This is a genomic window from Pseudomonas sp. 2995-1, from assembly GCF_002742505.1.
In the GTDB taxonomy this organism is placed as follows: Bacteria; Pseudomonadota; Gammaproteobacteria; order Pseudomonadales; family Pseudomonadaceae; genus Aquipseudomonas; species Aquipseudomonas sivasensis.
In genome coordinates this window covers 203,221-229,106 of the sequence record NZ_LJSA01000332.1, presented here as the reverse complement: position 1 = coordinate 229,106, position 25,886 = coordinate 203,221, and the positions used below count along the sequence as shown (strand labels likewise).

At 60.7% G+C, this 25,886-nt stretch carries 30 protein-coding genes; 19 read left to right on the top strand and 11 right to left on the bottom strand.

Translation table 11 applies throughout. The annotated features are described in order from the left end of the window. Positions 1–12: 12 nt before the first annotated feature. Both AOA61_RS10025 and AOA61_RS10020 read right to left on the bottom strand, forming a co-directional pair. Positions 13–648, bottom strand: a complete 636-nt coding sequence (locus AOA61_RS10025) for a LysE/ArgO family amino acid transporter (RefSeq protein WP_032884116.1) — start codon at positions 646–648, stop codon at positions 13–15. 22 nt (positions 649–670) lie between these two features. Continuing rightward, complete coding sequence (locus tag AOA61_RS10020; protein ID WP_099601689.1) at positions 671–1,477, bottom strand: 2OG-Fe(II) oxygenase family protein; 807 nt, start codon at positions 1,475–1,477, stop codon at positions 671–673. A gap of 231 nt (positions 1,478–1,708) precedes the next feature. On the opposite strand from AOA61_RS10020, the gene AOA61_RS10015 reads away from it, so the two are divergent. Next, a complete protein-coding gene (locus tag AOA61_RS10015; protein WP_032884114.1) occupies positions 1,709–2,401 on the top strand; it encodes an NBR1-Ig-like domain-containing protein in 693 nt (230 codons plus the stop codon). Positions 2,402–2,421: 20 nt separating this feature from the next. On the opposite strand, the gene AOA61_RS10010 is transcribed toward AOA61_RS10015, so the two are convergent. Further along, entirely contained in the window at positions 2,422–2,709 is a 288-nt protein-coding gene (locus tag AOA61_RS10010) for a HigA family addiction module antitoxin (RefSeq protein ID WP_032884516.1), read from the bottom strand. Positions 2,710–2,945: 236 nt separating this feature from the next. Here AOA61_RS10010 and AOA61_RS10005 point away from each other — a divergent pair, with 236 nt between their 5' ends. The 12 genes from AOA61_RS10005 (at position 2,946) to madM (ending at position 11,647) form a co-directional block, all read left to right on the top strand. Then, positions 2,946–3,305, top strand: coding sequence for a polymorphic toxin type 44 domain-containing protein (locus AOA61_RS10005; RefSeq protein ID WP_306668094.1), 360 nt, complete (start codon positions 2,946–2,948; stop codon positions 3,303–3,305). Continuing rightward, on the top strand, positions 3,283–3,702 hold the full coding sequence (locus AOA61_RS10000) for a hypothetical protein (RefSeq protein ID WP_099601688.1): 420 nt from the start codon (positions 3,283–3,285) through the stop codon (positions 3,700–3,702). The genes AOA61_RS10005 and AOA61_RS10000 overlap by 23 nt, the downstream gene beginning before the upstream one ends. Positions 3,703–3,979: 277 nt before the next feature. Next, positions 3,980–4,240, top strand: a complete 261-nt coding sequence (locus AOA61_RS09995) for a DUF6124 family protein (protein WP_099601687.1) — start codon at positions 3,980–3,982, stop codon at positions 4,238–4,240. Positions 4,241–4,517: 277 nt separating this feature from the next. Further along, the gene (gene mdcA, locus AOA61_RS09990; protein WP_095185123.1) at positions 4,518–6,188 is read left to right on the top strand and encodes a malonate decarboxylase subunit alpha; all 1,671 of its coding nucleotides are present in this window, start codon (positions 4,518–4,520) and stop codon (positions 6,186–6,188) included. Continuing rightward, a complete protein-coding gene (locus AOA61_RS09985; protein WP_095185122.1) occupies positions 6,189–7,022 on the top strand; it encodes a triphosphoribosyl-dephospho-CoA synthase in 834 nt (277 codons plus the stop codon). Next, positions 7,022–7,321, top strand: a complete 300-nt coding sequence (locus tag AOA61_RS09980; protein WP_032884109.1) for a malonate decarboxylase subunit delta — start codon at positions 7,022–7,024, stop codon at positions 7,319–7,321. Before AOA61_RS09985 ends, AOA61_RS09980 begins: the two co-directional genes overlap by 1 nt. Then, a complete protein-coding gene (locus tag AOA61_RS09975) occupies positions 7,314–8,156 on the top strand; it encodes a biotin-independent malonate decarboxylase subunit beta (protein WP_032884108.1) in 843 nt (280 codons plus the stop codon). The genes AOA61_RS09980 and AOA61_RS09975 overlap by 8 nt, the downstream gene beginning before the upstream one ends. Further along, positions 8,153–8,923 carry a biotin-independent malonate decarboxylase subunit gamma gene (mdcE, locus tag AOA61_RS09970; protein ID WP_099601686.1) on the top strand — a complete coding sequence of 257 codons (771 nt, stop codon included), beginning with the start codon at positions 8,153–8,155 and terminating at the stop codon, positions 8,921–8,923. The genes AOA61_RS09975 and mdcE overlap by 4 nt, the downstream gene beginning before the upstream one ends. After that, positions 8,917–9,513 carry a malonate decarboxylase holo-ACP synthase gene (locus tag AOA61_RS09965; RefSeq protein WP_099601685.1) on the top strand — a complete coding sequence of 199 codons (597 nt, stop codon included), beginning with the start codon at positions 8,917–8,919 and terminating at the stop codon, positions 9,511–9,513. The genes mdcE and AOA61_RS09965 overlap by 7 nt, the downstream gene beginning before the upstream one ends. Then, positions 9,510–10,409, top strand: coding sequence for a malonate decarboxylase subunit epsilon (mdcH, locus tag AOA61_RS09960; RefSeq protein WP_099601684.1), 900 nt, complete (start codon positions 9,510–9,512; stop codon positions 10,407–10,409). The genes AOA61_RS09965 and mdcH overlap by 4 nt, the downstream gene beginning before the upstream one ends. Positions 10,410–10,476: 67 nt before the next feature. Then, entirely contained in the window at positions 10,477–10,881 is a 405-nt protein-coding gene (madL, locus tag AOA61_RS09955) for a malonate transporter subunit MadL (protein WP_027606068.1), read from the top strand. Between the two features lies 1 nt (position 10,882). Continuing rightward, positions 10,883–11,647, top strand: a complete 765-nt coding sequence (gene madM / locus AOA61_RS09950) for a malonate transporter subunit MadM (protein WP_032884101.1) — start codon at positions 10,883–10,885, stop codon at positions 11,645–11,647. A gap of 110 nt (positions 11,648–11,757) precedes the next feature. On the opposite strand, the gene AOA61_RS09945 is transcribed toward madM, so the two are convergent. Further along, entirely contained in the window at positions 11,758–12,672 is a 915-nt protein-coding gene (locus tag AOA61_RS09945; RefSeq protein WP_032884099.1) for a LysR substrate-binding domain-containing protein, read from the bottom strand. 144 nt (positions 12,673–12,816) lie between these two features. On the opposite strand from AOA61_RS09945, the gene AOA61_RS09940 reads away from it, so the two are divergent. Then, positions 12,817–13,434 carry a hemolysin III family protein gene (locus tag AOA61_RS09940; protein ID WP_032884097.1) on the top strand — a complete coding sequence of 206 codons (618 nt, stop codon included), beginning with the start codon at positions 12,817–12,819 and terminating at the stop codon, positions 13,432–13,434. A gap of 20 nt (positions 13,435–13,454) precedes the next feature. On the opposite strand, the gene AOA61_RS09935 is transcribed toward AOA61_RS09940, so the two are convergent. Beyond that, entirely contained in the window at positions 13,455–14,357 is a 903-nt protein-coding gene (locus AOA61_RS09935) for a LysR family transcriptional regulator (protein WP_099601683.1), read from the bottom strand. A 108-nt stretch (positions 14,358–14,465) separates the two neighbouring features. On the opposite strand from AOA61_RS09935, the gene AOA61_RS09930 reads away from it, so the two are divergent. The 3 genes from AOA61_RS09930 to AOA61_RS09920 are packed head-to-tail and all read left to right on the top strand — an operon-like array spanning position 14,466 to position 16,987. Continuing rightward, positions 14,466–15,707, top strand: a complete 1,242-nt coding sequence (locus AOA61_RS09930) for a D-amino acid dehydrogenase (protein ID WP_095185116.1) — start codon at positions 14,466–14,468, stop codon at positions 15,705–15,707. A gap of 10 nt (positions 15,708–15,717) precedes the next feature. Further along, a complete protein-coding gene (locus AOA61_RS09925; RefSeq protein ID WP_032884091.1) occupies positions 15,718–16,068 on the top strand; it encodes a RidA family protein in 351 nt (116 codons plus the stop codon). A 16-nt stretch (positions 16,069–16,084) separates the two neighbouring features. Continuing rightward, positions 16,085–16,987 carry a transporter substrate-binding domain-containing protein gene (locus AOA61_RS09920; protein WP_095185115.1) on the top strand — a complete coding sequence of 301 codons (903 nt, stop codon included), beginning with the start codon at positions 16,085–16,087 and terminating at the stop codon, positions 16,985–16,987. A gap of 73 nt (positions 16,988–17,060) precedes the next feature. On the opposite strand, the gene AOA61_RS09915 is transcribed toward AOA61_RS09920, so the two are convergent. Both AOA61_RS09915 and AOA61_RS09910 read right to left on the bottom strand, forming a co-directional pair. Continuing rightward, positions 17,061–17,780, bottom strand: a complete 720-nt coding sequence (locus tag AOA61_RS09915; protein ID WP_032884087.1) for a 16S rRNA (uracil(1498)-N(3))-methyltransferase — start codon at positions 17,778–17,780, stop codon at positions 17,061–17,063. A gap of 32 nt (positions 17,781–17,812) precedes the next feature. Continuing rightward, the gene (locus tag AOA61_RS09910) at positions 17,813–19,219 is read right to left on the bottom strand and encodes an adenosylmethionine--8-amino-7-oxononanoate transaminase (RefSeq protein WP_099601682.1); all 1,407 of its coding nucleotides are present in this window, start codon (positions 19,217–19,219) and stop codon (positions 17,813–17,815) included. 272 nt (positions 19,220–19,491) lie between these two features. On the opposite strand from AOA61_RS09910, the gene AOA61_RS09905 reads away from it, so the two are divergent. Continuing rightward, complete coding sequence (locus tag AOA61_RS09905; RefSeq protein ID WP_032884081.1) at positions 19,492–20,043, top strand: cytochrome b; 552 nt, start codon at positions 19,492–19,494, stop codon at positions 20,041–20,043. A 32-nt stretch (positions 20,044–20,075) separates the two neighbouring features. Continuing rightward, the gene (locus AOA61_RS09900; RefSeq protein WP_099601681.1) at positions 20,076–20,654 is read left to right on the top strand and encodes a YceI family protein; all 579 of its coding nucleotides are present in this window, start codon (positions 20,076–20,078) and stop codon (positions 20,652–20,654) included. A 94-nt stretch (positions 20,655–20,748) separates the two neighbouring features. On the opposite strand, the gene AOA61_RS09895 is transcribed toward AOA61_RS09900, so the two are convergent. From AOA61_RS09895 to metF, 4 genes are all read right to left on the bottom strand, one after another. After that, a complete protein-coding gene (locus tag AOA61_RS09895) occupies positions 20,749–22,641 on the bottom strand; it encodes a DEAD/DEAH box helicase (RefSeq protein ID WP_032884076.1) in 1,893 nt (630 codons plus the stop codon). Between the two features lie 221 nt (positions 22,642–22,862). Further along, entirely contained in the window at positions 22,863–23,654 is a 792-nt protein-coding gene (locus AOA61_RS09890; protein ID WP_032884074.1) for an ABC transporter substrate-binding protein, read from the bottom strand. A 63-nt stretch (positions 23,655–23,717) separates the two neighbouring features. After that, positions 23,718–24,800, bottom strand: a complete 1,083-nt coding sequence (locus tag AOA61_RS09885; protein ID WP_032884073.1) for a hypothetical protein — start codon at positions 24,798–24,800, stop codon at positions 23,718–23,720. Between the two features lie 83 nt (positions 24,801–24,883). Then, a complete protein-coding gene (gene metF, locus AOA61_RS09880; protein WP_032884515.1) occupies positions 24,884–25,729 on the bottom strand; it encodes a methylenetetrahydrofolate reductase [NAD(P)H] in 846 nt (281 codons plus the stop codon). Between the last annotated feature and the right edge of the window lie 157 nt (positions 25,730–25,886).

Genomic DNA, 25,886 nt, shown 5'->3' with positions numbered 1-25,886 from the left:
GCGCTTTCCCGTTCAGAGACGCTGCAGCAGATGAAAATCAGCAATCAGCATACCCGCGAGGTACACCATCAAAATCACCACGCCGGCGTCCAACAAACGCCAGACCTTTGCCGAACGAAATAGCCCCGTCAACCTTTGGCATCCCAACGCCAAAACCACAAACCATACCAGCGACGCGGTCATTGCTCCGCCGGCAAAGAACGCTTGTTGGCTGACGGGCTTTGCCGCACCAATAGAGCCAATTAGCACCACGGTATCCAGCCAAGCATACGGATTGGCGAATCCAAGTATCACCGCCGTGCGCAGTAATCCGCGCTGTGAGGTGAGGTTGCTTTGAGTATCTGGCATCGACTGGTTACGCACACAAGCCAATAACCGCTGCCAGCCAAACCACAACAGATAGGCCGCTCCCGACAGCAGCAGTAACGCCACCAAACCTGGCTTGCTGCCGAGCAACGAGCCCAAGCCCATGACCCCAAGAGCGATGAGGATGATATCGGCGAACACGCATACCGCCACCACACCCCAGACAGGGCTGCGACTGACACCCTGGCGAATAACCAGGGTGTCCTTCGGTCCAGGAGCGGCGAACAGTCCGATGCCCAGTAGAAGACCTTCGAGATAAAAGACGTTGAGGTCTGGAGTCATGAAGTGCTCGACCGCCTGGGTATCAGTTCAATTGAAGGGGTTGATTACCGAAACCGGTATGGCGCGCGTTGGCGGCGCTTTTCAAGTCGATCGGCTGGTGGCGGAAAAAGCCTCTCAGTTCCTGCTCTGCATCAGGGTTGACGAAGTAAATGAGAGAGCTGCGTGGCATTGGTCTCCGAGGAGTCAGAACCGCGTGGTATGCAGCGGGAATTGCATAGTCTGAGAGGTCAGTCAGTAACGATCCGGCCAAGATTGCAACCTCGTTCTCCAAGAGGCGTACCGGCTCCAGCGAGCTGCCTCGAACCAGGACGAGGCCATCACGAGTCGGCTTGATAAATGACAACAGATGACCATCCTCATGAGGGTCCTGAGCAAACTGGCGCTGACCCGACCCGGAATTAGCTCCATAGACACACAGTTGCAGATAGAACGTTGCACGCAAAGAGTTCAACGAAGTGGCTCCAAACTCCGCGCAAATTCCGTCCATCAATTCTTGGGCAAGCTCGCTGATCTGTTGTTCAAAAGCATTAACGGCGGCAAAAAATTCACTTCGTGTGAATTCAAACGCTCTTCGTTTTGATGAATGCGCAGGCCAGTAACAAAATCGCTCACACAGGTCTGGCTGATCCTCAAGGCTCGAGTACTCAGCGCCAAAGGGGAAAAATCCATCGGTGTCTTTCGCGAAGGAAAACGAGGCCTTGGTGGCTGGCGATATTGCGGAGTATCCCTCAACGATTTTTTTGTAATCCAGCAGCATCGCTTCTGATATTTGCAGGGTGCCAAAGCCTGTTTGAGCAACGGATTTACAGCACGCTTTGATGTGGTTCATGGCTATATCCAAAGGTAGATGTAAAGGAATGCAACAAACACTGGGTTCGCAAGCAGGCGAGAAACTACGACACTGGATATGACTGACTAAAAGGGCCCCATCCATGTCCTTCACAACTTCGCCAGCAGGCGGCGAGTGTGCATGGTTCAAGACACGTGGCGGCGGACAGGTTGTCTTTTTTGGCGGACAAAGAAATGACGTTCACCTAAAAATGGGAACCGCAAACTTCGTATGAATATAAGAACGCGAGATACCCTCAGGTCGCTGGTTGCACGGCGCAGCCGAGAGTTGGGCAAGCCCCTGACTGCGCTGGCCAAGGAGGCGGGAATTTCCAGAACCTACCTGTACGGTCTATCGGCTGGAGCTTCCAGGGACCCGTCGGTGCGCACGCTGATCAAGCTGGCGAAGGCATTGCAGGTTTCTCCCTTGCTGCTGTTTCGCTACTTCGCTGACCTGACAGGTGCGCCCGGTAATGCGTGCTCAATGGCTACCACCAATCGGGCTGCAGGTATTGATGATCCGGAGGACGTTGCGGTGTTCAATGCCGATGTCACGACGCCTGATCAAACCGTCGTGTTGCCGGGGGAAGTTTTTCAGAAAACCTGGGAGATTCAGAACCTGGGCACACGACCCTGGCGCGGGCGACGACTGGTGCGTGTTGATGGGGAATACGTTATTGCCCGCCGCGCAGATCCACAAGGCCAGTTGGAGGTAGTGATGGATATTCATCTGCGCAGCCTGCACAGCGAGCTCCCGATTGCCGATACGCTGCCGGGCCAGCCGGTGCATATCAGTGTGGAATTTGCAGCACCCAGGGAGACTTGTACGGTGGCTTCAGTCTGGAGAATCGAGGATGAACAGGGGAAACCTTGTTACGGGCCTGCGTTCATTTTGCATGTGGTGGTTAACGTCATGGCACGTTGAGCGTCCGGTCGGATTTTTCCTTAATCAATCCGCGCAAACGGCTCAAGCATCGGCTGCTCCCGATGCTCGGCCTGCCACAAGTCGTAGGCGCTTTGCATCGATAACCATAACTGCGCAGTACTTACGCCGACTCGCTCCAACCGGACGGCAAGGTCCGGGCTTACGGGGGCGTGGCCATGCAAGATCCTTGAAAAAGTATCGCGGGCGAAGCCAAGGCGCCTGGCCATTTCGGTGATAGCAATACCGAGGGCCGGGACTACATCCTCAAGCAGAATTTCGCCTGGGTGAGGTGGGTTGTGCATACGCAGATTGGGTTTAGAGTTCGGATTCACGATGGTCGCCCGTGGTGGGCTTGGACGAAAAAAGGCTAGAGAGACAGGTTCCGAGCAACAACCTGAACATCTTGTAGGAATGGAGTGCGGTTATTGTCGGCGAGTTCTGCATTTGGATTTATCGGGTTTCCAGGCCTGAGCGCGGTGGCTAAGTTCTACGCTCCTCACTGCCACCAAGGCCCCGAAAATGATCGTACCGTTAATGCCGCCTGGTGTTTCAATACTTGAAAACATGGCGACAGCCAAGTGCAAGGGCACTCATCTCAAGCCCGGTTCGGCATTCGCCTATTCGTGGTTTTATTCCCAGGTTCGTGCAGCCGGTCCATGGAACTACAAGAAGCGAGGGCGTCAGTACGAAGCTTTTTGGTAATTTCAATTATGGTGCGACAGGTACGGAACTCGGCATTCCCGAGCCTGTTCTGTTGCGGGCAGCAGGCGTCGCTCAAACATTCGCAAAAACCACCACGCCGGAGTTTGGATCATGGTGGGGCGGTGACCCTTTTGGCGATGATCCCCGAGATCAATATTGGATAAAGAGGGGGATTGAGTATGCAATTTCTCAGGGCTACTAAGGGGCTCTTGCCGGTCCTGCGTAACTGTCTTCTGGTGGCCTGCCTGATATACATCGGGGGCAATTGGTTCATGTCATCCGGTACGCCTGACCTGGACGAAGTGGTTTTGAAACACTCCTTGGGCAATGGCAGCTCAATTTATGGTGCGCGTGACGGGCGGGGCGGCGCGACGGTGGGCTTTTCCTACAGGTACTACGTGCATAAGGACCTGCGTAATGATCGCGAAATACTCACGTCACTGGTCTCGGCACATCCATTTCTAAAAACCAAAGAGCCTGATGTGCAAGTGAACCAGGTGGATGGAGTCATCCACCTCATTGTCCGTGGGGAGGTTTATGAGTACCGCAGCTACCCGCTTGAAGCTTTGGGGGCTGTGAGCATCGACATGAGGTTGTAGGCCTGCTGGCTTCGGATTTTTCCTGCAAGATTTTGGGCCGTGCATGAACTTGTCGCGTGCAGTCCGCGCGCCTAGTCTTCGGCGCACCAACGCCCATAGCCATTCAACGGGTGTTTTTTATGCCTGCTGTATTTGTTATGGCGGCTGTGCGTGGGAGATCCTTCGGGGTCTGCCGGGGTCCGATATGCCCGGTCTTGCACACCGGCGCACCGCTGCCACCTCAATTCGCGTGCAAGCGAAAGAGCGCAGCCTCCATCACATATCGGCGTTGTAAATCATGGTCAAACCTACCCCCAATCCTCCCGCAAACCTCTTCACCGTAAACCCCCACCAAAACACCGAAACCCTGCTGTTCAACGCCAGCGAAACCCTGTCCTCCCTCAACGCACTCACCTGCAACCTGGCCTTCGACCTGGACACTTCCCAGCGCGCCATCTTGCTCGGGATCCAGCAAATGGCCGAGTTGGGGCAGTTGTTGGTGGATCGGGCGCTGGAACAGGTCAGCCCTTCGCTGGAAAAGGTCCCAAGCAGGGACTGATCAGTCCCTTTTTGGGACCGCACTCTCACAGACACCAGTGAGCAAATGTGGGAGGGGGCTTGCCCCCGATGGCTGAGTGTCAGTTGAAACATCACTTAGCTGACCCACCGCCATCGGGAGCAAGCCCCCTCCCACATGTTGATCTTCTTTGGGCTCAGGTCAGTGTTTGCAGGTGTTCCATTACTCTAACCGTAACGATCCATCGCTAAGCTTGATTGATGGCTCACGGATTCACTCCTAAGGTAAGCCTCACGACAGCTAACCTCGTGGAGCGACCATGACAACAACAATAACCCCCGACTCGCGCTGGACGCGGCGGCGCGACGAGAAGCAGCGGCGGCTCGGGCTGGTCAAAAAGTACGCAGACGGCGCGGTGCTGCCCAGCGACAAGATTGTCGAGGCGCTTGAGGCGCTGATCCTCCCCGGCGACCGCGTGGTGCTGGAAGGCAACAACCAGAAGCAAGCCGACTTCCTCTCGCGCTCGCTGGCCAAGGCCGACCCGGCCAAGCTTCACGATTTGCACATGATCATGCCCAGTGTCGGGCGGTCCGAGCACCTGGACCTGTTTGAAAAGGGCATCGCCCGCAAGCTGGATTTCTCCTTCGCCGGCACCCAATCCCTGCGCATCAGCCAGTTGCTGGAAGACGGCCTGCTGGAAATCGGCGCGATCCACACCTACATCGAACTCTATGCACGGCTGGTGGTGGACCTGATCCCCAACGTGGTGCTCTCCGCCGGTTTCATGGCCGACCGCGCCGGCAATATCTACACCGGCGCCAGCACCGAAGACACTCCGGCGCTGATCGAACCCGCCGCGTTCAGCGATGGCATCGTGATCGTGCAGGTCAACCAGTTGGTGGATGACGTCACCGATTTGCCTCGCGTCGACATTCCTGCCAGTTGGGTGGATTTTGTGGTGGTGGCCGACAAGCCGTTCTACATCGAGCCGCTGTTCACCCGCGACCCGCGCCATATCAAACCGGTGCATGTGTTGATGGCGATGATGGCGATCCGTGGCATCTACGAAAAACACAATGTGCAATCGCTCAACCACGGTATCGGTTTCAACACCGCCGCCATCGAATTGATCCTGCCCACCTACGGCGAATCCCTGGGACTTAAGGGCAAGATCTGCCGCAACTGGACCCTCAACCCGCACCCCACGCTGATCCCCGCCATCGAAAGCGGTTGGGTGGAAAGCGTGCATTGCTTTGGCACCGAACTGGGCATGGAGAACTACATCGCCGCCCGCCCGGATGTGTTCTTCACCGGCCGCGACGGTTCGATGCGCTCCAACCGCATGTTCTGCCAATTGGCCGGCCAGTACGCAGTGGACCTGTTTATCGGCGCCACCCTGCAAGTCGACGGCGACGGCCACTCCAGCACCGTGACCCGTGGCCGCCTCGCCGGTTTCGGAGGGGCGCCGAACATGGGCCACGACCCGCGCGGTCGCCGCCATGGCACGCCGGCGTGGTTGGATATGCGTCACGACGATGCGCCGGTCGCGCTGCTGGAGCGCGGCAAAAAGCTCGTGGTGCAGATGGTCGAGACCTTCCAGGAAGGCGGCAAACCCACCTTCGTCGACACCCTCGACGCCGTGGAAGTGGCACGCAAAAGCGGCATGCCCCTGGCGCCGATCATGATTTACGGTGACGACGTCACCCACCTGCTCACCGAAGAAGGCATTGCCTACCTGTACAAGGCGCGCTCCCTGGAAGAACGCCAGGCGATGATCGCCGCCGTCGCCGGGGTGACCGCCATCGGCCTGCGCCACAACCCGAAGGACACCGCGCGCATGCGCCGCGAAGGCCTGATCGCCTTGCCCGAAGACTTGGGCATCCGCCGCACCGACGCCACCCGCGAGCTGTTGGCCGCCAAGAGCGTGGCCGACCTGGTGGAGTGGTCCGGTGGCCTGTACAACCCGCCCGCCAAATTCAGGAGCTGGTAAATGCGCGCTCTCAAACTGCATGAACTCAGTCTTGCGGATCGCCTGGCGGATATGGCCGTCGATGCGCTGATCGATGAAGCCGACCTGTCGCCTAAACCCGCCCTGGTGGACCGTCGCGGCAACGGCGCCCACAGTGATTTGCACCTGGGGCTGATGCACGCCTCGGCGCTGTCGTTATGGCCGATGTTCAAGGAAATGGCCGAAGCGGCGATTGAAATCGGTGAGGTCGGCTTGCCTCTGCGCGAAGCCCTCGGTCGTATTGGCCGTGAGGGTGAGCAAGCGATGCTCACCACCACTCAGGGTGTGAATACCCATCGCGGCGCGATCTGGGCGCTCGGCTTGCTCACTGCTGCGGCAGCCTTGGAGCCCCGCGCTATAACGCTGAAAGCGGCCAGATTAGCCCTGCTCAACGACCGCTACGCCCCACAGCCACTGAGCCACGGCGCCCAGGTCGCGCAACGCTACGGCGCGCGCGGTGCCCGTGAAGAAGCGCAGCTTGGCTTCCCCTCGGTGATGCAGCGCGGCCTGCCGCAACTGCACAAAAGTCGCCGCCAAAACGCCGGCGAACAGAACGCACGCCTGGACGCCTTGCTCGCGATCATGACCGATCTGGCCGACACCTGCGTGCTCTATCGCGCCGGCCTGCAAGGCCTGCATGCCATGCAGCGCGGCGCTCAGGCCGTGCTCGATGCTGGCGGCAGCGCTAGCCTCGCCGGGCGCCGCCAACTGCATGAGCTGGACCACCAACTGCTGGCCCTGAATGCCTCCCCCGGTGGCGCCGCCGACCTGTTGGCCGCCTGCCTGTTTATCGACCGCCTCGACGGAGCGTTGTGATGGAAACCTTATCCTTTGAATTCCCCGCCGGGCAGCCGCCAAAAGGCCGTGCGCTGGTGGGTTGCGTCGGCTCGGGCGACTTGGAAGTGCTGCTGGAACCGGGCACGGCCGGCACGTTGACCATTCAAGTACAGACCTCGGTGAATGGCGCCGAACAACGCTGGCAGCACCTGTTCGAACGCATCTTCCAAGAGCAGACACCACCCGCCCTGAACATTGATATCCACGACTTCGGCGCCACCCCCGGCGTGGTGCGTTTGCGCCTGGAGCAGGGTTTCGAGGAGATCGGCCATGACTGACTTGCTCGCTAAACACAGCTTCGTGGAACTGGGTGCGCGGCAGCGGGCCAAGGCCTTATTGGATGCCGGCACCTTTCGCGAACTGATCGACCCGTTCCAGCGGGTCATGTCGCCCTGGCTCAGCCGCCAAGGTGTGGTGCCCCAGGCCGATGACGGGGTGGTGATCGCCAAGGGCAGCATCGGCGACTTGCCTGTGGTGATTGCAGCCATTGAGGGCAACTTCCAGGGCGGCAGCCTCGGTGAAGTGGGCGGCGCGAAAATCGCTGGCGCCCTGGAGTTGGCAGCTGAGGACAACCGCAAGGGCATCCCGACCCGCGCGGTGCTGCTCCTGGAAACTGGCGGCGTGCGCTTGCAGGAAGCCAACCTCGGCCTGGCAGCAATTGCCGATATACACGCGGCGATTGTCGACCTGCGCCAGTACCAGCCGGTGATCGGCGTGGTGGCGGGCAGCGTTGGCTGTTTCGGCGGCATGTCCATCGCGGCCGGGCTGTGCAGCTACCTCGTCGTGACCCGCGAAGCGCGCCTGGGCCTCAATGGTCCGCAGGTGATCGAACAGGAAGCCGGGTTGGAAGAATACGACTCCCGCGACCGTCCCTTTATCTGGAGCCTCACGGGTGGCGAGCAACGTTTCAACAGCGGCCTGGCCGACCGTTACGTGGCCGACGATGTGGCGCAGATCCAACAGACGGTCAGCGCGTTGCTGCAGCAAGGCGTGCCCGCCCAACAACGCAGTCGCCAGGCTGATTATTACCTCACACGCTTGGCCGAGCTGGACGCCGTACCGCAAATCGACCCGGCGACGGTGCGCGAGCTGTATCAAGGAGAACGCTCATGAGAGGTTTGCAGTGGTTCAACGCATTGAGCGCCGGCGCTCCACCTGTAGACGGTTTGCCCGCGTCGCTGAGGGTTGCCGACGGTGTATTGGGTGAGCAAAAGGTGCGCTTTGTCGCCGTGGTGACTGACGCGCAAAACCGCTTCCCTCGGGCGCGCAATGGCGAAGTCGGCCTGCTCGAAGGCTGGGGCCTGGCCAAGGCCGTCGATGAAGCCATCGCCCGCGGCGACAAGCGCCCGATCATCGCCATCGTCGATGTGCCCAGCCAAGCCTACGGCCGTCGCGAAGAGGCCCTCGGCATCCATCAGGCCCTGGCCGCTGCCGCCGACAGCTATGCCCGCGCTCGCCTCGCCGGCCACCCGGTGATTGCGCTGCTGGTGGGCAAGGCCATGTCCGGTGCGTTCCTGGCCCACGGTTACCAAGCCAACCGCCTGATCGCCTTGCGCGATCCTGGTGTGATGGTGCACGCCATGGGCAAGGCCTCGGCTGCGCGGGTGACCCTGCGCAGTGTCGAAGAGCTGGAAGCCCTGGCCGCCAGCGTGCCGCCCATGGCCTATGACATCGACAGCTATGCCAGCCTCGGATTGCTGTGGGAGACCTTGTCGGTGAGCCAGATTGAACAACCGACAGCGGACGATGTGGTGCGGGTCAGTGAATGTCTGGTGAGTGCCATCAAGGACATTGGCACACCCGATTTGAGCGGACGCCTCGGCGCCACTAATCGCACCGCTTCCAGCCACGTGCGCGAGTTGTTGCGGGAGCAATGGTGAACGCGCACGACCTGCTCTGGGGCATGAGCCCGGCGCATCTGCCCATCGACGCACCGGCCTGGGCGGTGGACGCGATCAGCGCCGGTCACCCGGTAGTGGTGCGTCGCGCGCTCGCCGAGCCGGGCCAGGTGGCGGTCGGCGTGCGTGGACGTTTGCGCGAACAGCGTTTTGCCGCCGTGATGCCGATTGCAGCGGTGCGTCGGCGTGTGGTGCCGGAGGCGTTGCGCGCCGTGATCTCGACGCGGGATTTACCTGCGTTGCACGCATTGCAGCAGTTGCGCCCGGTGCTGGCCCAGACAAGCTGGGGCGTCAGCGGCAGTGCGGGTTTTGAATTGGCGACCGGCATTGAGGCGCTGCATGCTGAGAGTGATCTGGATTTGATTCTGCGCGCGCCTGAGCCGCTGGATCGCAATGACGCGCGGGCTCTTCTGGAACGACTGGATAAGGCGGCGTGCAGCGTAGACCTGCAATTGCAAACCCCGTTCGGCGCCGTCGCGTTGCGCGAGTGGGCCGGGCCATCCCGCCGCGTATTACTCAAAACCACCAGCGGTGCGCACCTTGTAATCGACCCCTGGCAGGTTGTGGCATGAGCAGCCTGCTGGTGTTTCCGGGGCAGGGTGCTCAGCGCATGGGCATGCTCCAGGCGCTGCCTGCCGACATCCTGGCCGAAGCCAGCGATGCCCTGGGCGAAGACGTGCGCCTGCTCGATTCCGCGCAAGCCCTGGCCAGTACCCGCGCCGTGCAACTGTGTCTGTTGATTGCCGGCGTTGCCCACGCCCGTCTGTTGGATCGCACCCCGGATTACGTGGCGGGCCTGTCCATCGGTGCCTATCCGGCTGCGGTCATCGCTGGTGCGCTGGATTTTCCCGATGCGGTAAAGCTTGTGAGCCTGCGCGGCCAACTGATGCAAAGCGCTTATCCACACGGCTACGGCATGACCGCGATCATCGGCGTGGAGTTATCCACCGTCGAAAACATCCTCGCCGACATCCACAGCCCCGAAACCCCGGTATACCTGGCCAATATCAACGCCGATAACCAGAGCGTGATCGCCGGCAGCGACGAGGCCATGAAGCGTGTTGCCGCGCGCATCAAGGGCAACGGCATCGCCAAACGCCTGGCCGTCAGTGTGCCGTCCCATTGCGCGCTGCTGGAGCAACCGGCCGAGGCCCTGGCCCAGGCTTTTGTCCCGCTCAATGCGCCGCGCATCACCTACCTGAGCAGCACCCGCGCGCGGCCGATCCACAACCCCGAACACCTTTGCGACGACCTGGCCTTCAACATGTGCCGCGTTGTCGACTGGCGCGGCACCGTGCAAAGCGCCTATGAGCGCGGCGTGCGCCTGCAAATCGAACTGCCCCCGGGCGCCGTGCTCACCGGCCTGTCACGCCGCGTGTTCGAACAAGGCACGGTGATCGCCTGTGAAGGCGCACGCCTGGATACCTTGCAGGCCCTGCTGGAAGAGGAGGAGCGCCGCCACCGATAAAGCACTACCCAAGGCTGTCGAATCACAAAAACAACAATTTCGATCGAGCACTTCGAGGACAACAACAATGATTATTTACGGTGTGGCATTGCTGGCGATCTGCACGCTTGCAGGTGTGATCATGGGCGACATGCTCGGCGTGTTGCTTGGCGTCAAATCCAACGTGGGCGGGGTGGGCATCGCCATGATCCTGCTGATCTGCGCCCGCCTGTGGATGCAAAAACGCGGCGGCATGACCAAGGAATGCGAGATGGGCGTCGGCTTTTGGGGCGCGATGTATATCCCCGTGGTGGTGGCGATGGCCGCGCAACAAAACGTCGTGACCGCCTTGCACGGCGGCCCGGTCGCGGTGCTGGCGGCCATTGGTTCGGTGGTGGTCTGTGGTTGCACCATTGCCTTGATCAGCCGTACCCACAAGGGCGAGCCTCTGCCCGCCGAAGAGCCGTTGATCGTGCCTGCGGGAGGTCGCTGATATGTGGGACCTCATCGAAAAAGGTTTGGAACATAACGGCCTGATCACCGCGTTTGCCTTTGTTGGCGTGGTGATGTGGATTTCTGTGGTGCTGTCCAAGCGCCTGACGTTCGGGCGTATCCATGGCTCGGCGATTGCCATCGTCATCGGCCTGATCCTGGCCTGGGTCGGCGGCACCATTACCGGCGGGCAAAAAGGCCTGGCGGACCTGGCGCTGTTCTCCGGTATCGGCCTCATGGGCGGCGCGATGCTGCGCGACTTCGCCATCGTTGCCACGGCGTTTGAGGTGCAAGCCACCGAAGCGCGCAAGGCCGGGATGATCGGTGTGATTGCGCTGCTGCTGGGCACGATCCTGCCGTTTATCGTCGGCGCCAGCATGGCCTGGGTGTTTGGCTATCGCGACGCGATCAGCATGACCACCATCGGCGCGGGTGCCGTGACCTACATCGTCGGCCCGGTGACCGGTGCGGCGATTGGCGCGACCTCGGATGTGATGGCGCTGTCCATTGCGACCGGGTTGATCAAGGCGATCCTGGTGATGGTCGGTACACCGGTGGCGGCGCGTTGGATGGGCTTGGATAACCCGCGTTCGGCGATGGTGTTTGGTGGCTTGGCCGGCACCGTGAGCGGCGTGACGGCTGGGCTGGCGGCAACGGACCGACGGTTGGTGCCTTATGGTGCATTGACGGCCACGTTCCACACCGGGCTTGGGTGTTTGCTTGGGCCTTCGCTGCTGTACTTCATTGTGCGTGGGTTGGTTGGCTAGCTTCGGAAGTTGTGTTGTCTGGTTGGGCCTCATCGGGGGCAAGCCCGCTCCCACATTTTGAATTGCGAACACATTCAAGTGTGGGAGGGGGCTTGCCCCCGATGGCTATCTCAAGCCTGCCGATTGGCGTACATCCGACACTCCGCCAACAACGCCAGCAAATTTGGGTCACGTTCCTTGGCTTTCAGAAACACCACGCCAATCTGCTGCTGCAACCGATACCTGGCTTGCAGCGGTATCAGCTTCACGCGGTTTTCATACACCGCCGCAATCCGTCCCGGCAACAACGCATAGCCCACGCCTGAGCTGACCATGCTCAACAGCGTGAAGATGTCATTGACCTGCATCGCCACCTTCGGCTCGAACCCCGCTTGCTTGAACACTCGGTTGCCATCCTGGTGGGTGGCGAAGCCTTGGGTGAGGGTGATGAAGGTCGCGTCGCGCACGTCGGCCAGGTCGATTTCGTGATCACGGTCGAAGGGTGAATCCGCTGGAGTGGCGAGGAAGATGTCGTCGGAGAACAGCGCGATCTGCTCGCAGTCGGGGTCGTTGGCCTGTTCATCGAGGGAGATCAGGATCGCGTCCACTTCCATGTTCTTGAGCTTGTAGAGCAGGTCGAAGTTGGAGCCCAGGATCAGGTCGATATTGAGCTCGCTGCGACGAATCTTCAGGCCCATGATCAGTTGCGGCACGGTCTTGACCGTCAGCGAATACAGCGAGCCCAACTTGAAGCGCTCGGCCGAGAAGCCGGCGGCTTCGCGGGTCAGGCGCACGCTGTCGACCACATCGGCCACCAGTTTCTGTGCGCGTTCTTCGAGGACGTAGGCGCTTTCCAGCGGGGTGAGGTTGCGGCCCTCGTGTTTGAACAGCGGGCAGCGCAGTGCATTTTCCAGCGAGTGGATGGCGCGGTGCACGCTGACATTGCTGGTTTGCAGTTCGGCAGCGGCACGGGCCAGGTTGCCGGTGCGCATGAACGCCAGGAAGATTTCCAGCTTTTTGAGGGTGAATTCTTCGTCGATCAGCATGGCCGTGGGCTCTTGTTCGAATGCCGTCGATTGTGCCCGCAAAACCGCGCGGCGTCGCCGGAACGTCATGCGACGCTTGCACTCTTATGCCCAAGGCGGGAGGCTTGCCGCCAGCTGTTAACGGTTACAGGAGGTCGGTGACACATGTACCACGGGGAACGATTCAACGCCTGGAGCCATTTGCTCGGTGCAGTCGCGGCGTGTATTGGCGCTGTGTGGATGTTGGTGGTGGCGAGCCTGGATGGCAGCCCCTGGAAGATCGTCAGCGTGGCGATTTATGGCTTTACGCTGATGGTGCTGTACAGCGCGTCGACCGTGTACCACAGCGTGCAAGGTCGGCGAAAAGAGATCATGCAGAAGGTCGATCACTTTTCGATCTACCTGTTGATCGCCGGCAGCTACACGCCGTTTTGCCTGGTGACCCTGCGCGGCCCGTGGGGCTGGACGCTGTTCGGCATCGTGTGGGGGCTGGCGGTGATTGGCATCCTGCAAGAGATCAAGCCGCGCTCTGAGGCGCGCATCCTGTCCATTGTGATTTATGCGGTGATGGGTTGGATCGTGCTGGTGGCAGTCAAGCCGCTGATCGCCGCGCTGGGGACGGCGGGGTTTACCTGGCTGGCGGCGGGCGGGGTGTTGTACACCGTGGGCATTATCTTTTTTGCCCTGGAGGACCGCCTGCGGCATTCCCATGGGATCTGGCATCTGTTTGTGATCGGCGGCAGCCTGCTGCACTTTGTGGCGATCATGCATTACGTGCTTTGAATGTGAGAGGGGCGATGTCTTTAGAGGCGTCCCAACAACTCGCATGACCGCTTACCCAAGATCTCCAACAGATTGGCCAGCATATGCGGCGGCGGTCCGTCGGCGCGGGTCAGGGCATACAGGGTGATCGGCAGCGGCGGGGTGAGCGTGCGGATGCAAGTGGTGTCCGTCGAGGCGCCCAGCGCGGTGAACGGGTCGATCACCGTTAACCCCGCGCCGGACTCCACCATCGCGCGCGCCAGCGAATAGGTTTGCACCGAGATCGTCACCCGGGGCGCAGGGTCGACATTCTCCAGGTAGCTGTCGAGTTTTGCCGCCAGCGGGTCGGCGCTGGACAGGCCAATCAGCGGCGCGCCCGCCAAGTCGGCCAATGGCAGGGGCTGATGCAGCTCAGTCTCCGGCCAATAGCCTTTGGACGCCAACGCCACCAGCACACCGTTGGCCAACACCTGGGTGGTCAGCCCTGGATGGCCGGAGAAGTTGAGCGTCAGCGCCAGATCAATCTCGCGCATCAACAACTTTTGCACCAGTTCGCGGCTGTGGTCGCTGGACAGTTCACAGGCCATGTCCGGGTAATCGCGCTTCCAATCCAGAATCGCCGGCGGCAGCAGCGACAGCGCCAGCGCGGGGGTTGCGCCGATGCGCACACTTTGCCCCGGCGCACGACGCAAGCTCTTGGCCAGACGCCGCACCCCTTGCAGGCTCGCGGTGACTTTCTCCACTTCACTCTCCAGCGCCAGTGCTTCCGGCGTGGGCTGCAACTTGCCGCGTACGCGCAGGAACAGTGGGAAGCCCAGTTGCAGCTCTGCGTGCTGCAACACTTTGGTTACCGCCGGCTGCGACACGTGCAGCAATTGCGCGGCGGCGCTGACGGAGCCGGTCTGGCGGATTGCCTGGAAGATTTCGATATGACGCAGGCGCATGGCAAGTCCATAACCTTTGTTTATAGGTGAGCCATCTTTATTCATTGTCGGCGGCCTGTCACCTGCCCCTACGCTTGAGCCTACTTAATCGATGGCGAGGGGGCGGGGATGGCCAGGCAGGTTTGCATCATTGGCGGTGGAGTCATTGGCTTGGCAAGTGCGTATGCGCTGGTGCGTGCCGGCCATGAAGTGACGGTAATCGACGCTCGCGACCGACTGGGCAGCGAAACCAGTTTCGCCAACGGCGGGCAACTGTCCTACCGCTATGTCGCGCCGTTGGCTGATGCCGGAGTGCCGCTGCAAGCGCTGGGCTGGCTGGTGCGCGGTGACTCTCCGTTGAAATTGCGCCCACGCCTCGATCCCCAGCAATGGCGTTGGATGGCGGCGTTTATCGGCGCATGCCGAGGTTCGGTGAATAAGCGTAATGCGGAGCACCTGCTGCGCTTGGCCTCCTTGAGCCAACGCACGTTGCAGCAATGGCGCGAGGATGACCACCTGGACGGTTTCGACTGGCGGCGCAATGGCAAGCTGGTGACTTTCCGCGATAGCCGTTCATTCGCGCATGCGCGCAGCAAGGTCACGGATATTTTGCAGCAGCAGGTATGGTCCGCCGCCGATTGCGCGCGGCTGGAGCCTGCGCTGGCGGGCGATGGGTTTGTCGGCGGCATCTACACGCCGAACGAGGAAGTCGCGGACTGTCACGCGTTCTGCCAACGATTGGCGGCGCGGCTTGAGGCCTCTGGGCGCTGCCGATTTTTGCTGGGGCGCAAGGTGACCGGGATTCGTCACGCGGACGGCGCGGTACAAGCCATCGAATTGGCGGATGAAGTGATGCCGGTCCAGCACCTGGTATTGGCCGCGGGGTATCGCAGCGCCGAGTTGGGGTTGCCGGGGCTTTCGCTGCCGCTGTATCCGCTGAAGGGCTACAGCCTGAGCGTGCCGATTGGCCCGCAGCACCAGGCGCCGAATGTGAGCATCACCGACTACGACCGCAAGATCGTCTACGCGCGCATCGGCGAACAACTGCGGGTGGCGGCGATGGTGGATATCGTCGGTTTCGACGCGGGCCTGGAGCCCAAGCGTCTGGCCCTGATCAAGCGCCAGGCGGTCGAGACGTTCCCTCTGGGCGGCGACTATGCCCGTGCGGTCGAATGGGCCGGCATGCGCCCGGCCACGCCTACCGGTGTGCCGCTGATTGGCGCCAGCGTTTATCGCAACCTGTGGCTGAACCTGGGCCATGGCGCCCTGGGGTTTACCCTGGCATGCGGCAGCGGCCAACTGTTGGCCGAGCTGATCGGTCGGCACGCCCTTTCCATTGATATGCAGGGCCTGACGCCCCGCGCCGCTTGAGGATGTAACCATGACCATCAATCGAATCAGCAGTAACGAGCGTCTTTCTGGTGCCGTGACTTTCAAGGACTTGGTGTTCTTGTCGGGTCAGGTACCGGGCGACGGTCAGGATGTCGCGACACAAACCCGCGAAGTGCTGGCCAAAATCGACGGGTTGCTGGCCCAGGCGGGCAGCGACAAGGACCATCTGCTCAATGCGACCATTTACCTCAAAGACATCGGCACCGGTTTTGCGCCGATGAACGAGGTGTGGTCGGCGTGGCTGTCGCCGGGGATGGCGCCCACGCGAACCACCCTGCAGGCGGAGCTGGCGCGACCGAGTGTGTTGGTGGAAATCAGTGTCATCGCTGTACGTAAATAACCAACGGAGTAGAACAATGAAAAAAATCCTGTTGACCGGTTGTACCGTGGGGCTGTTGTTTGGGGCTCAGGTTCAGGCAAATGAACCGGCGCTGAACGGCACGTTGAGCAAGATCGCCAACGCCAAGTCCATCACCCTGGGCTATCGCGATGCGTCGGTGCCGTTTTCCTATGTGGGGGATCACAGCGGCAAACCCATGGGTTATTCGGTGGACCTGTCGAGCAAGATTGTCGAGCGCATCCAGCAGAAAACCGGAGTGGCCGACCTCAAGGTGAAGTACAACCTCGTGACGTCCCAGACGCGAATTCCGCTGGTGCAGAACGGCACCGTTGACTTGGAATGCGGTTCCACCGGAGTGACCGCTGAGCGCCAGAAACAGGTGGCATTTTCCTATGGGTTTATTTATGTGAAAGGCCAGTTGCTGACGGCTAAAGACAGCGGCATCAAAGGATTCACCGACCTTGCCGGCAAGAACGTAGTGACCACCGCCGGCACCACCAACGAACGTTTTCTCAAGAGCTACAACGCCGAGCACAAAACCAATATGTTCGTGATCAGCGCAAAGGATCATGGCGAAGCGTTCAAGATGCTGGAGACGGGCCGCGCCGTGGCGTTTTATATGGACGACGCGCTCCTCTACGGCGAACGCGCCAAAGCCAAGGACCCGCACAAATGGGTGGTGGTGGGCGAGGAGCAGTCGCGGGAGATCTACAGCTGCATGGTGCGCAAGGACGATCCGCAGTTTCTTGCGGTGGTCAACGAGACCCTCGGCGACCTGTACCGCTCGGGGGAGATCAACGGGATTTACCAGCGCTGGTTTGAACAGCCGATTCCGCCCAAGGGCTTGAACCTGGAATTCCCGATGACCAGCGAGTTGAAGGCGATTATTGCCAAGCCGGTGAGTGATCCGGTGGAGTAAGAAGGGGTAACCGAATCTAAATGTGGGAGGGAGCAAGTCCCTCCCGCATTACGATCGTTTTTGCAGCTGTGGGCTAGAAGTCGCCCCAGAGTTGTTGGGCGACGGCCAGCGCTACCACTGGCGCGGTCTCGGTACGTAGCACCCGTGGGCCGAGACGGGCGGCATGGAAGCCGGCCGCTTGGGCGGTGTCGACTTCATTGTCAGTCAACCCGCCTTCCGGCCCGATCAGAAACGCCAGGCTCGCAGGCTTGGCATGGCTGACCATCGGCTCTGCCACCGGGTGCAGCACCAGCTTCAGATCCGCCTCGACCTGCTTCAGCCAGTCCGCCAGCAACAGCGGTGGGTGAATCACCGGCACCGTCGAACGCCCGCATTGCTCGCACGCACTGATCGCCACCTGGCGCCAGTGCAGCAGGCGTTTGTCAGCGCGTTCGTCCTTGAGTCGCACTTCGCAGCGGTCGCTGAAAATCGGGGTGATTTCGTTGACCCCCAGTTCAGTGGCTTTCTGGATTGCCCAATCCATGCGCTCGCCCCGGGACAGGCCCTGGCCAAGGTGGATGTGCAGCGGCGATTCGGTCTGGCCCGTGAAGCTTTCGGTGAGTTGTACGGTGACGCGTTTTTTCCCGACCTCCAGCAATGTGCCGCGAAACTCCAGGCCGGAGCCGTCGAACAATTGCACGGCGTCGCCCTCGACCATGCGTAGCACTCGGCTGATGTAATGCGCCTGGGCTTCTGGCAGTTCATGGTCACCGAGGCTCAGCGGGGTGTCGGTGAAAAAGCGGGACAGTCTCATGTCTGTTCTCTGAAGAATTTAGGTAGGAACCATCAGCCCGGGTCGCGAAAGCCTGGGTGGAAGTCTTTTGGCACGGCGACGCTGACCTTGCTATTGGTCGCGATATCGATGCCTTCGCTGGCAACGGTGGCGAGGAAGTCGATCTGCTCCGGCGTAATCACATACGGCGGCAGGAAATACACCACGCTGCCCAATGGCCGCAGCAGCGCACCACGTTCCAGGGCATGCTCGAACACCTTCAAACCACGGCGCTCCTGCCACGGATAGGCGGTTTTGGTGGCCTTGTCCTGGACCATTTCGATGGCCAATACCATGCCGGTCTGGCGCACTTCCGACACATGGGGATGATCGACCAGGTGGGCAGTGGCGGTTGCCATACGCTGGGCCAGGGCCTTGTTGTTTTCGATGACGTTGTCTTCTTCGAATATATCCAGGGTCGCCAGGGCCGCCGCGCACGCCAGCGGGTTGCCGGTGTAGCTATGGGAATGCAGGAACGCGCGCAGGGTCGGGTAGTCGTCGTAGAAGGCGTCGTAGACATCATCTGTGGTGACCACCGCCGCCAACGGCAGGTAACCGCCGGTGAGGGCCTTGGACAAGCACAGGAAGTCCGGACGGATGCCGGCCTGTTCACAGGCGAACATCGTGCCGGTACGGCCGAAGCCCACGGCGATTTCGTCGTGGATCAGGTGCACGCCGTAGCGGTCGCAGGCGTCGCGCAGCAGCTTCAGATACACCGGGTGGTACATGCGCATGCCGCCAGCGCCCTGGATCAGCGGCTCGACGATCACGGCGGCGACGGTGTCATGGTTGTCGGCCAGGGTCTGTTCCATGGCCAGGAACATAGTGCGCGAGTGCTCTTCCCAGCTCATGCCCTCGGGGCGCAGGTAGCAGTCCGGGCTTGGCACCTTAATGGTGTCGAGCAGCAGCGCCTTGTAGGTTTCGGTAAACAGCGGCACGTCGCCCACTGACATCGCGGCGATGGTTTCGCCGTGGTAACTGTTGGTCAGGGTGACGAAGCGCTTTTTGTTCGGCAAACCGCGGTTGAGCCAATAGTGGAAGCTCATCTTCAGCGCAACTTCGATGCACGACGAACCGTTATCGGCATAGAAGCAGCGGGTCAGGCCTTCGGGGGTCATCGCGACCAGGCGTTCGGACAGTTCGATCACCGGCTGGTGGCTGAAGCCGGCGAGGATCACGTGTTCCAGTTGGTCGACCTGGTCCTTGATGCGTTGGTTGATGCGTGGGTTGGCGTGGCCGAACACGTTGACCCACCAGGAGCTGACAGCGTCGAGGTAGCGCTTGCCTTCGAAGTCTTCCAGCCAGACGCCTTCCCCGCGCTTGATCGGGATCAGCGGCAGCTGCTGGTGGTCTTTCATCTGGGTGCAGGGATGCCACAGCACGGCGAGGTCGCGTTGCATCCACTGGTTGTTCAAGCCCATCGGTGATCTCCTCGAAGCGGTCCTGCGAGCGGCGCAGGCGAAACAATCGCGCAAGCCTATGCAATGGAGGCCTGGGTCACAAGCCATTGTGGGGAATTCGGAGTAAACGCGGGACGGACTGTCACGTTTGTTAGGGATAGTCCTTAATCCTTGGTTAACTTATTGTGCATACGCTCTAGATCGTATTTCTCGATATTTCAAAGCAAAATTTTCCGCTTTAATTCGATAGGTAAATCGCTAGTCTTGGGCGCAGCTCTTACGGGATTAAGTACATGCAGCTACGTAACTCACCGGCCCGTTATGGCTGGGTCAGTATGATTTTGCACTGGGGTGTGGCCCTGGTTGTGTTCGGTCTGTTCGCCCTGGGTTTGTGGATGGTTGGGCTCGACTACTACAGCGCCTGGCGCAAAGACGCGCCGGACCTGCACAAGAGCATTGGCATCACGCTGTTCGCCATCATGCTGGTGCGTATCGTCTGGCGCCTGATCAGCCCGCCACCACCGCCGTTGGCCAGTTACAGCCGCTTGACCCGCATCGGTGCCGCGTTCGGCCACGCGTTCCTTTATCTCGGGCTGTTTGCCGTGATGATTGCCGGATACCTGATTTCCACCGCTGATGGTGTCGGTATCCCGGTGTTTGGCCTGTTTGAAATTCCTGCCGTGGTTTCCGGTCTACCGGACCAGGCAGACAACGCGGGCTTGGTGCATTTGTACCTGGCCTGGGTGCTCGTGGTTTTCGCCGGCTTGCACGGCGTGGCTGCGTTGAAACACCACTTTATCGATCGTGATGCGACCCTCACGCGAATGCTGGGGCGCAAAGCCTGATGTTCAACCTCGACTCACAAGGAATATAAAGCATGTTGAAGAAGACCCTCGCCGCTCTGGCAATCGGTACAGCGCTGCTGTCTGCAGGTCAGGTGATGGCCGCTGACTACAAAATCGACAAGGAAGGCCAACACGCCTTCATCGACTGGAAAATCAGCCACCTGGGCTACAGCTTCATCCACGGTACCTTCAAGGACTGGGATGGTACGTTCAGCTGGGATTCCGCCAAGCCTGAGGCCAGCAAAATCGCCGTCGACGTGAAAACCGCCAGCCTGTGGTCCAACCACGCTGAGCGTGACAAGCACATCGCCAGCAAGGATTTCCTGGACGTTGCCAAGTTTGCTGACGCCAAGTTCGTATCTACCGCTGTTAAATCCACCGGCGAAAAAACTGCTGACGTGACCGGCGACCTGACGTTCCACGGCGTGACCAAGCCTGTGACCTTCAAGGCTACCTTCAACGGTGAAGGCAAGGATCCATGGGGCGGCGAGCGTGCGGGCTTCAACGCCACCACTACGCTGGACCTGAACGACTTCGGCATCAAAGGCCCAGGCCCGTCTTCGCAGACTGTTAACCTGGACATCTCGCTGGAAGGTGTTAAGCAGAAGTAATTTCTGCCCACAGCAGGGCTCATTCGTTTTTGTTGAGTCCAAAAAAATGCCCCGTCTCGAAAGAGGCGGGGCATTTTTTATGGAGCTTTGAAACTCAGCGGTTGCGAGTCAGCAGCGCTGGTTTTTCACCACGAGGACGGCCTGGCAGTTGATCCAACTGCTCAGGTGTCGGGAAGCGGTCAGCTTTCGACTCCTTGTGGATGATCTTCGGCGCTGGGCCACCGCGCGGGTTTTGCACGGCTGGCTCGGACGAACGAGGCTGGTCGTCACGGGCTGGGCGGCGGTTGTTGCTGCGCGAATCTTCGCGGCGGGCCTGGCCGTCTCGCGGTGCACCGCTACGCGGGCCGCTGCGTTTGGCAGGCGGGGTGCCGGTGGTGCCGCCGCTGCTGTTGCGCGGACCGTTCTGGCGCGCGCCCTGTGGCTGGCCGCCACGGGGTGCGCCAGTGCCTGCGCCCGCGCCCTGTGCTGGAGCACCTGGACGACGGCCACGGCCTTGGGCCGGTTTGGCCTGTGGCACGTAGTCGACGCGGTTACCGAAGTTATCCACGTCGTCGTCGAGGAACTCGTCCGGGGCACGGTCGGCTGCAGCGCGCGGCGGTTGGCTCGGCTGACGCTGTTCACGGGCTGGGGTACCTTCACGAGGCTTCTGCTCGCGGGCTGGGCGTTCGCCACGGCCGTTGGTTGGCGCTTTTTCCTTGCCGCCTTTGTCTTTGCCTTTGTCGCGACGACCGCCGCCACCACCGCCGCCGTTCGGGCCATCGCCCTTCGGACCGCGTGGGTTGCGTGGGTTACGCACGTCAGGACGTTCGCGGACTTCAGGCTTTTCGGCCTCTACAGCGCTGGCATCAAAGCCCATCAGGTCGCCGTCGGCGATTTTCTGCTTGGTCATGCGCTCGATGCTTTTCAGCAGTTTTTCTTCGTCCGGTGCAACCAGGGAAATGGCTTCACCCGAACGACCGGCACGGCCAGTACGGCCGATACGGTGCACATAGTCTTCATCGACGTTTGGCAGCTCGAAGTTGACCACGTGTGGCAACTGGTCGATATCCAGGCCGCGTGCGGCGATATCGGTCGCTACTAGGATGCGTACGCTGCCAGCCTTGAAGTCAGCCAGGGCTTTGGTGCGCGCGTTCTGGCTCTTGTTCCCGTGGATGGCGACGGCGGTGAGGCCGTGCTTGTCCAGGTATTCAGCCAGGCGGTTGGCGCCGTGTTTGGTACGGGTGAACACCAGCACCTGCTCCCACGCACCGTGGGTGATCAGGTGGGCCAGCAGCGAGCGCTTGTGGCTGGCGGCCAAGCGGAAGACGCGTTGCTCGATACGCTCGACCGTGGTGTTCGGCGGCGTGACTTCGATGCGCTCCGGGTTGTGCAGCAGCTTGCCGGCCAGGGCGGTGATGTCTTGGGAGAACGTTGCCGAGAACAGCAGGTTCTGACGTTTGGCCGGCAGGCGGGCGAGGACTTTTTTCACGTCATGGACAAAGCCCATGTCGAGCATGCGGTCGGCTTCGTCCAGCACGAGGATTTCCACGTGGGACAAATCGACGCTGCCTTGGCCGCACAGGTCGAGCAAGCGACCAGGGCATGCCACCAGCACGTCAACACCACGGGACATGGCCTGAACCTGTGGGTTCATGCCGACGCCGCCGAAGATGCAGGCGCTGACGAACTTCAAGTCGCGGGCATACAGCTTGAAGCTGTCGTGCACTTGGGCGGCGAGTTCGCGGGTAGGGGTCAGAACCAGTACGCGTGGTTGGCGCGGGCCGTGACGCTGGGATTTGTCCGGGTGACCGTTGGGGAACAACCGCTCCAGAATCGGGAGGGCGAAGCCGCCGGTTTTACCAGTACCTGTCTGAGCCGCAACCATCAGGTCGCGACCTTGCAACACGGCGGGAATGGCCCGCTGTTGCACCGGAGTAGGCTCGGTATAGCCCGCTGCCTCGATGGCGCGGACTAAAGCCTCGGAGAGACCGAGGGAAGCAAAGGACATGAGTAATCCTGTTTTAGTTAGGGCTTGGCCCAAAGGGATAATCTTGCCGGGCGTGAATGGCGCTTAGGGGAGCGCAATCCCGTCCGGTCCTGCTGCGTCTGGCGGGCACTCCACCGGCTCGCGCGGGCTGAAAGCTGCGCAGTAGCGGGGTTGGGTGCCTTTTTCAAGACCTCAGCGGCCGGGCGTAAGCCTGGCGGGAAGGCCGGAGTATAGCAGAGCAATCACGGTGCGCCGCTTTCCTGCTGCTCAACGGTGTGTCCGGACGCCGTAATCGCTTCGAATCCACCATATTTGGCGCTCAATGCCGTGTAGGCCGGCTCCTGTTTGAAGCGTTTGAGCTCTGCGGCAAAGCGTTGCACCAGCAGGTCCATGCCTGCGCCACGACGTACGGCGAGGTACTGCTGCTGGCGGCTGACGACAACGGGGGCCTGGCTGACCTTGCCTTCCAGGCCCAGTGTCTTGATCACGTGCTGGCCAACCCGGCGGTCGGTGATCACAAGGTCGATGCGCCCCAGCAATAATTTGCCGAAGTTGGCTTCATGGCTGGGGGCCGGCTCGCGGTTGAATAAGGTGGAGTCGCTGAAGGGTAATCCGTACAGGTAGCCTGGCGACGTGCCGACTGTGAGGCCACGCAAGTCGTCGAGGCTTTGGACCGGATGCGGACGGTCGTTGGCGTAGAACATTACGAACTCCACTTCCGACAGCGGTTCGCTGGGGTACAGCAGCAGGGCGTCGCGGTCGTGGCTGTGGAAAATATCCAGCGCGCCATCGGCATGGCCTTGATCAAGCATGGCCAGACAGCGCTTCCAGGGCAGGAACTGCCATTGCACTTCGACCCCCAGGCGCTGGAATACGATCACCGTCGTTTCGTAATCCAGCCCGTGCATGGCGCCGTCTTCTTCATACACATAAGGCGCCCAGGGCTCGGTGACAATGCGCAGTTTCTCGCCGTAAGCGGCCAGGCTCAGGCAAGTGAAAAACGCGGCGATCAACAGCTTCAGAATGACAGGCATGCCCTGAGGTTACGACGCCCGTGCGTTAAAGAGAAGCTCTGGCTTAAGCTTCTGCGGGCCGCTCTATTTTGTGGGCGAGGTCATCAGGTGTTCATAGATGGCTGCGCGTCGCTCCCCCAGAATCAGGCGCACCACGGGGTTGGCGAACCAGTGTTCGAGTTGGTGTGCGTCCACCGGGCATTTCTGGCGTTCTTCCTGGTTTTGGAGGGCTTTTTCCCACCAAACTGGGCCGCAGGCCTTGTCGAATTCATTTTCGTGCTCGTAGCAGCCGTAGAGAATCTCACGGATGAACTGCTGCTTGCGCTTGGGCAGCGCCAGGGTGATCAGTTTGTACATCAGGCGCTGCAAGCGTGGTGGGCGGGGCAGGTGGGCGGAGACCTTGCGTGTATCGGCCAGGGCCTGGGTGCAGAGAGGGTCGGCGGCATGCTTGGTTACCCACGCCTTGACCTTGGCCCGGAACAACTGCTTGCGGCTCCAATAGTGATGGATCAGGTCCGGGCACTGGCGCACGTTGAGCGTGCGGTACGCGGCTACTGACAGGCAGAACTCTTCGAGGGTGTAGGCGCCGTGAGCCATGGGGAACAGCTCATCCATCAACTCGATCGAACGGTCCAGAATGTGCGCGTCCTGCCGGGTCAAGCCCATCACGCCTGAGTTGAGCAGCCACATATCATCGTCGGCGAGGCCTTTGTCGGCCAGGTATTTGGCCAGGGCTTCATACAGTACGCTTTCGCGGTTGTCGCCATACTTGGCCTGGAAGGCGTTGCACAGCACGGTGCCCGGTGTTACGCGCTCGAACAATGCCATGGGCGAGTCGTGGAAAAATGTATCGGTGTCGATCAGCAGCGCCAGTTCCGCCGTTTCCAGCACCTGACGCAACAGCACATGTTTGGTACGGAAATGGTAGCCGTGGGGTTCGCTCCAGCGTTGTCGCGTGGCGCTGTCCAATGTGTGGACCTGTACTGGCAAGCCACGGTACGGGGCCGGGTTGTCGCTGAACACTTGGATGTCTAACGGCATGTCCTGAGGCCCGCCCAGTTGGGCAACGGCACTGGCGATGCTGAATACGGCTTCCTGATGGTAGGTCTCGGCGCCGAATACCAGGTAAATCAGCTGGGGGCGAGGAGTCGGGGACGCTGTATTCATTTACTGCTGGCTTCCTTTCCGGGGACATGTAGACGAAAAAAGCCCCCGTGATAACGAGGGCCGGGAACTGCTATTAAACCGGCTTAGCGTGGCAGTTTAAGGTTGTTCCAGATAGCGAGGCTCGGCTCAGCCTGGTTCAGGGTATAGAAGTGCAACCCCGGCGCGCCACCTTGTAACAAACGTTCACACATTTCGCTGATGACCTGTTCGCCGAACGCCTGGATGCTCTTGACGTCGTCGCCATAGGCTTCCAGTTGCTTGCGCACCCAGCGTGGGATTTCGGCACCGCAGGCGTCCGAGAAACGTGCCAGCTTGCTGTAGTTGGTGATCGGCATGATGCCCGGCACGATCGGGATGTTCACACCCATGGCCCGTACGCGCTCGACGAAATAGAAGTAGCTGTCGGCGTTGAAGAAGTACTGAGTGATCGCGCTGTCGGCGCCAGCGTTGGCCTTGCGTACGAAGTTCTGCAGATCGTCTTCGAAATTGCGCGCCTGAGGATGCATCTCCGGATAAGCCGCCACTTCGATATGGAAGTGATCGCCGCTTTCTTCACGGATGAAGCTCACCAGGTCATTGGCGTAGCGCAGCTCACCGCTGGCCATGCCCATGCCGGAGGGCAAGTCGCCGCGCAGGGCGACGATGCGCTGAATGCCGGCTTGTTTGTATTGGGTCAGCAGGCCGCGCAGGTCGTCCTTGCTGTCGCCCACGCACGACAAGTGCGGCGCGGCGGGAACTTTGACTTCGCTTTCCAGCTGCAACACGGTGTTGATCGTGCGATCACGGGTCGAGCCGCCAGCGCCGTAGGTGCAGGAGAAGAAGTCGGGGTTGTAGCTTGCCAACTGTTTGGCAGTCGCCATCAGTTTTTCATGCCCAGCATCGGTCTTGGTGGGAAAGAACTCGAAGCTGTAGCGACGGTCTTGGGACATGGTCATACCCTTTGAAACTCAGAAGCCGGAGTGTGTACACCGTCAATGTGGGAGCGGGCTTGCTCGCGAATGCGGTATGTCAGTGAAGAATAAGTTGACTGAAACACCGCATTCGCGAGCAAGCCCGCTCCCACATAAAGCCCGCTCCCCTTAAGAT

What these genes read in the sequence shown, in the direction of transcription:
- madL (WP_027606068.1), top strand. Translation starts at nt 10,477, where the DNA reads ATGATTATTTACGGTGTGGCATTGCTGGCGATCTGCACGCTTGCAGGT.
- mdcE (WP_099601686.1), top strand. Translation starts at nt 8,153, where the DNA reads ATGAGAGGTTTGCAGTGGTTCAACGCATTGAGCGCCGGCGCTCCACCT.
- madM (WP_032884101.1), top strand. Translation starts at nt 10,883, where the DNA reads ATGTGGGACCTCATCGAAAAAGGTTTGGAACATAACGGCCTGATCACC.
- AOA61_RS09930 (WP_095185116.1), top strand. Translation starts at nt 14,466, where the DNA reads ATGGCCAGGCAGGTTTGCATCATTGGCGGTGGAGTCATTGGCTTGGCA.
- AOA61_RS10000 (WP_099601688.1), top strand. Translation starts at nt 3,283, where the DNA reads ATGCAATTTCTCAGGGCTACTAAGGGGCTCTTGCCGGTCCTGCGTAAC.
- AOA61_RS09885 (WP_032884073.1), bottom strand. Translation starts at nt 24,800, where the DNA reads ATGAATACAGCGTCCCCGACTCCTCGCCCCCAGCTGATTTACCTGGTA.
- AOA61_RS10020 (WP_099601689.1), bottom strand. Translation starts at nt 1,477, where the DNA reads ATGAACCACATCAAAGCGTGCTGTAAATCCGTTGCTCAAACAGGCTTT.
- AOA61_RS09965 (WP_099601685.1), top strand. Translation starts at nt 8,917, where the DNA reads ATGGTGAACGCGCACGACCTGCTCTGGGGCATGAGCCCGGCGCATCTG.
- AOA61_RS09925 (WP_032884091.1), top strand. Translation starts at nt 15,718, where the DNA reads ATGACCATCAATCGAATCAGCAGTAACGAGCGTCTTTCTGGTGCCGTG.
- mdcA (WP_095185123.1), top strand. Translation starts at nt 4,518, where the DNA reads ATGACAACAACAATAACCCCCGACTCGCGCTGGACGCGGCGGCGCGAC.
- metF (WP_032884515.1), bottom strand. Translation starts at nt 25,729, where the DNA reads ATGTCCCAAGACCGTCGCTACAGCTTCGAGTTCTTTCCCACCAAGACC.
- AOA61_RS09905 (WP_032884081.1), top strand. Translation starts at nt 19,492, where the DNA reads ATGCAGCTACGTAACTCACCGGCCCGTTATGGCTGGGTCAGTATGATT.
- AOA61_RS10015 (WP_032884114.1), top strand. Translation starts at nt 1,709, where the DNA reads ATGAATATAAGAACGCGAGATACCCTCAGGTCGCTGGTTGCACGGCGC.
- mdcH (WP_099601684.1), top strand. Translation starts at nt 9,510, where the DNA reads ATGAGCAGCCTGCTGGTGTTTCCGGGGCAGGGTGCTCAGCGCATGGGC.
- AOA61_RS10025 (WP_032884116.1), bottom strand. Translation starts at nt 648, where the DNA reads ATGACTCCAGACCTCAACGTCTTTTATCTCGAAGGTCTTCTACTGGGC.
- AOA61_RS09910 (WP_099601682.1), bottom strand. Translation starts at nt 19,219, where the DNA reads ATGGGCTTGAACAACCAGTGGATGCAACGCGACCTCGCCGTGCTGTGG.
- AOA61_RS09975 (WP_032884108.1), top strand. Translation starts at nt 7,314, where the DNA reads ATGACTGACTTGCTCGCTAAACACAGCTTCGTGGAACTGGGTGCGCGG.
- AOA61_RS09940 (WP_032884097.1), top strand. Translation starts at nt 12,817, where the DNA reads ATGTACCACGGGGAACGATTCAACGCCTGGAGCCATTTGCTCGGTGCA.
- AOA61_RS09980 (WP_032884109.1), top strand. Translation starts at nt 7,022, where the DNA reads ATGGAAACCTTATCCTTTGAATTCCCCGCCGGGCAGCCGCCAAAAGGC.
- AOA61_RS09895 (WP_032884076.1), bottom strand. Translation starts at nt 22,641, where the DNA reads ATGTCCTTTGCTTCCCTCGGTCTCTCCGAGGCTTTAGTCCGCGCCATC.
- AOA61_RS09995 (WP_099601687.1), top strand. Translation starts at nt 3,980, where the DNA reads ATGGTCAAACCTACCCCCAATCCTCCCGCAAACCTCTTCACCGTAAAC.
- AOA61_RS09915 (WP_032884087.1), bottom strand. Translation starts at nt 17,780, where the DNA reads ATGAGACTGTCCCGCTTTTTCACCGACACCCCGCTGAGCCTCGGTGAC.
- AOA61_RS09890 (WP_032884074.1), bottom strand. Translation starts at nt 23,654, where the DNA reads ATGCCTGTCATTCTGAAGCTGTTGATCGCCGCGTTTTTCACTTGCCTG.
- AOA61_RS09935 (WP_099601683.1), bottom strand. Translation starts at nt 14,357, where the DNA reads ATGCGCCTGCGTCATATCGAAATCTTCCAGGCAATCCGCCAGACCGGC.
- AOA61_RS09900 (WP_099601681.1), top strand. Translation starts at nt 20,076, where the DNA reads ATGTTGAAGAAGACCCTCGCCGCTCTGGCAATCGGTACAGCGCTGCTG.
- AOA61_RS09985 (WP_095185122.1), top strand. Translation starts at nt 6,189, where the DNA reads ATGCGCGCTCTCAAACTGCATGAACTCAGTCTTGCGGATCGCCTGGCG.
- AOA61_RS09920 (WP_095185115.1), top strand. Translation starts at nt 16,085, where the DNA reads ATGAAAAAAATCCTGTTGACCGGTTGTACCGTGGGGCTGTTGTTTGGG.
- AOA61_RS09945 (WP_032884099.1), bottom strand. Translation starts at nt 12,672, where the DNA reads ATGCTGATCGACGAAGAATTCACCCTCAAAAAGCTGGAAATCTTCCTG.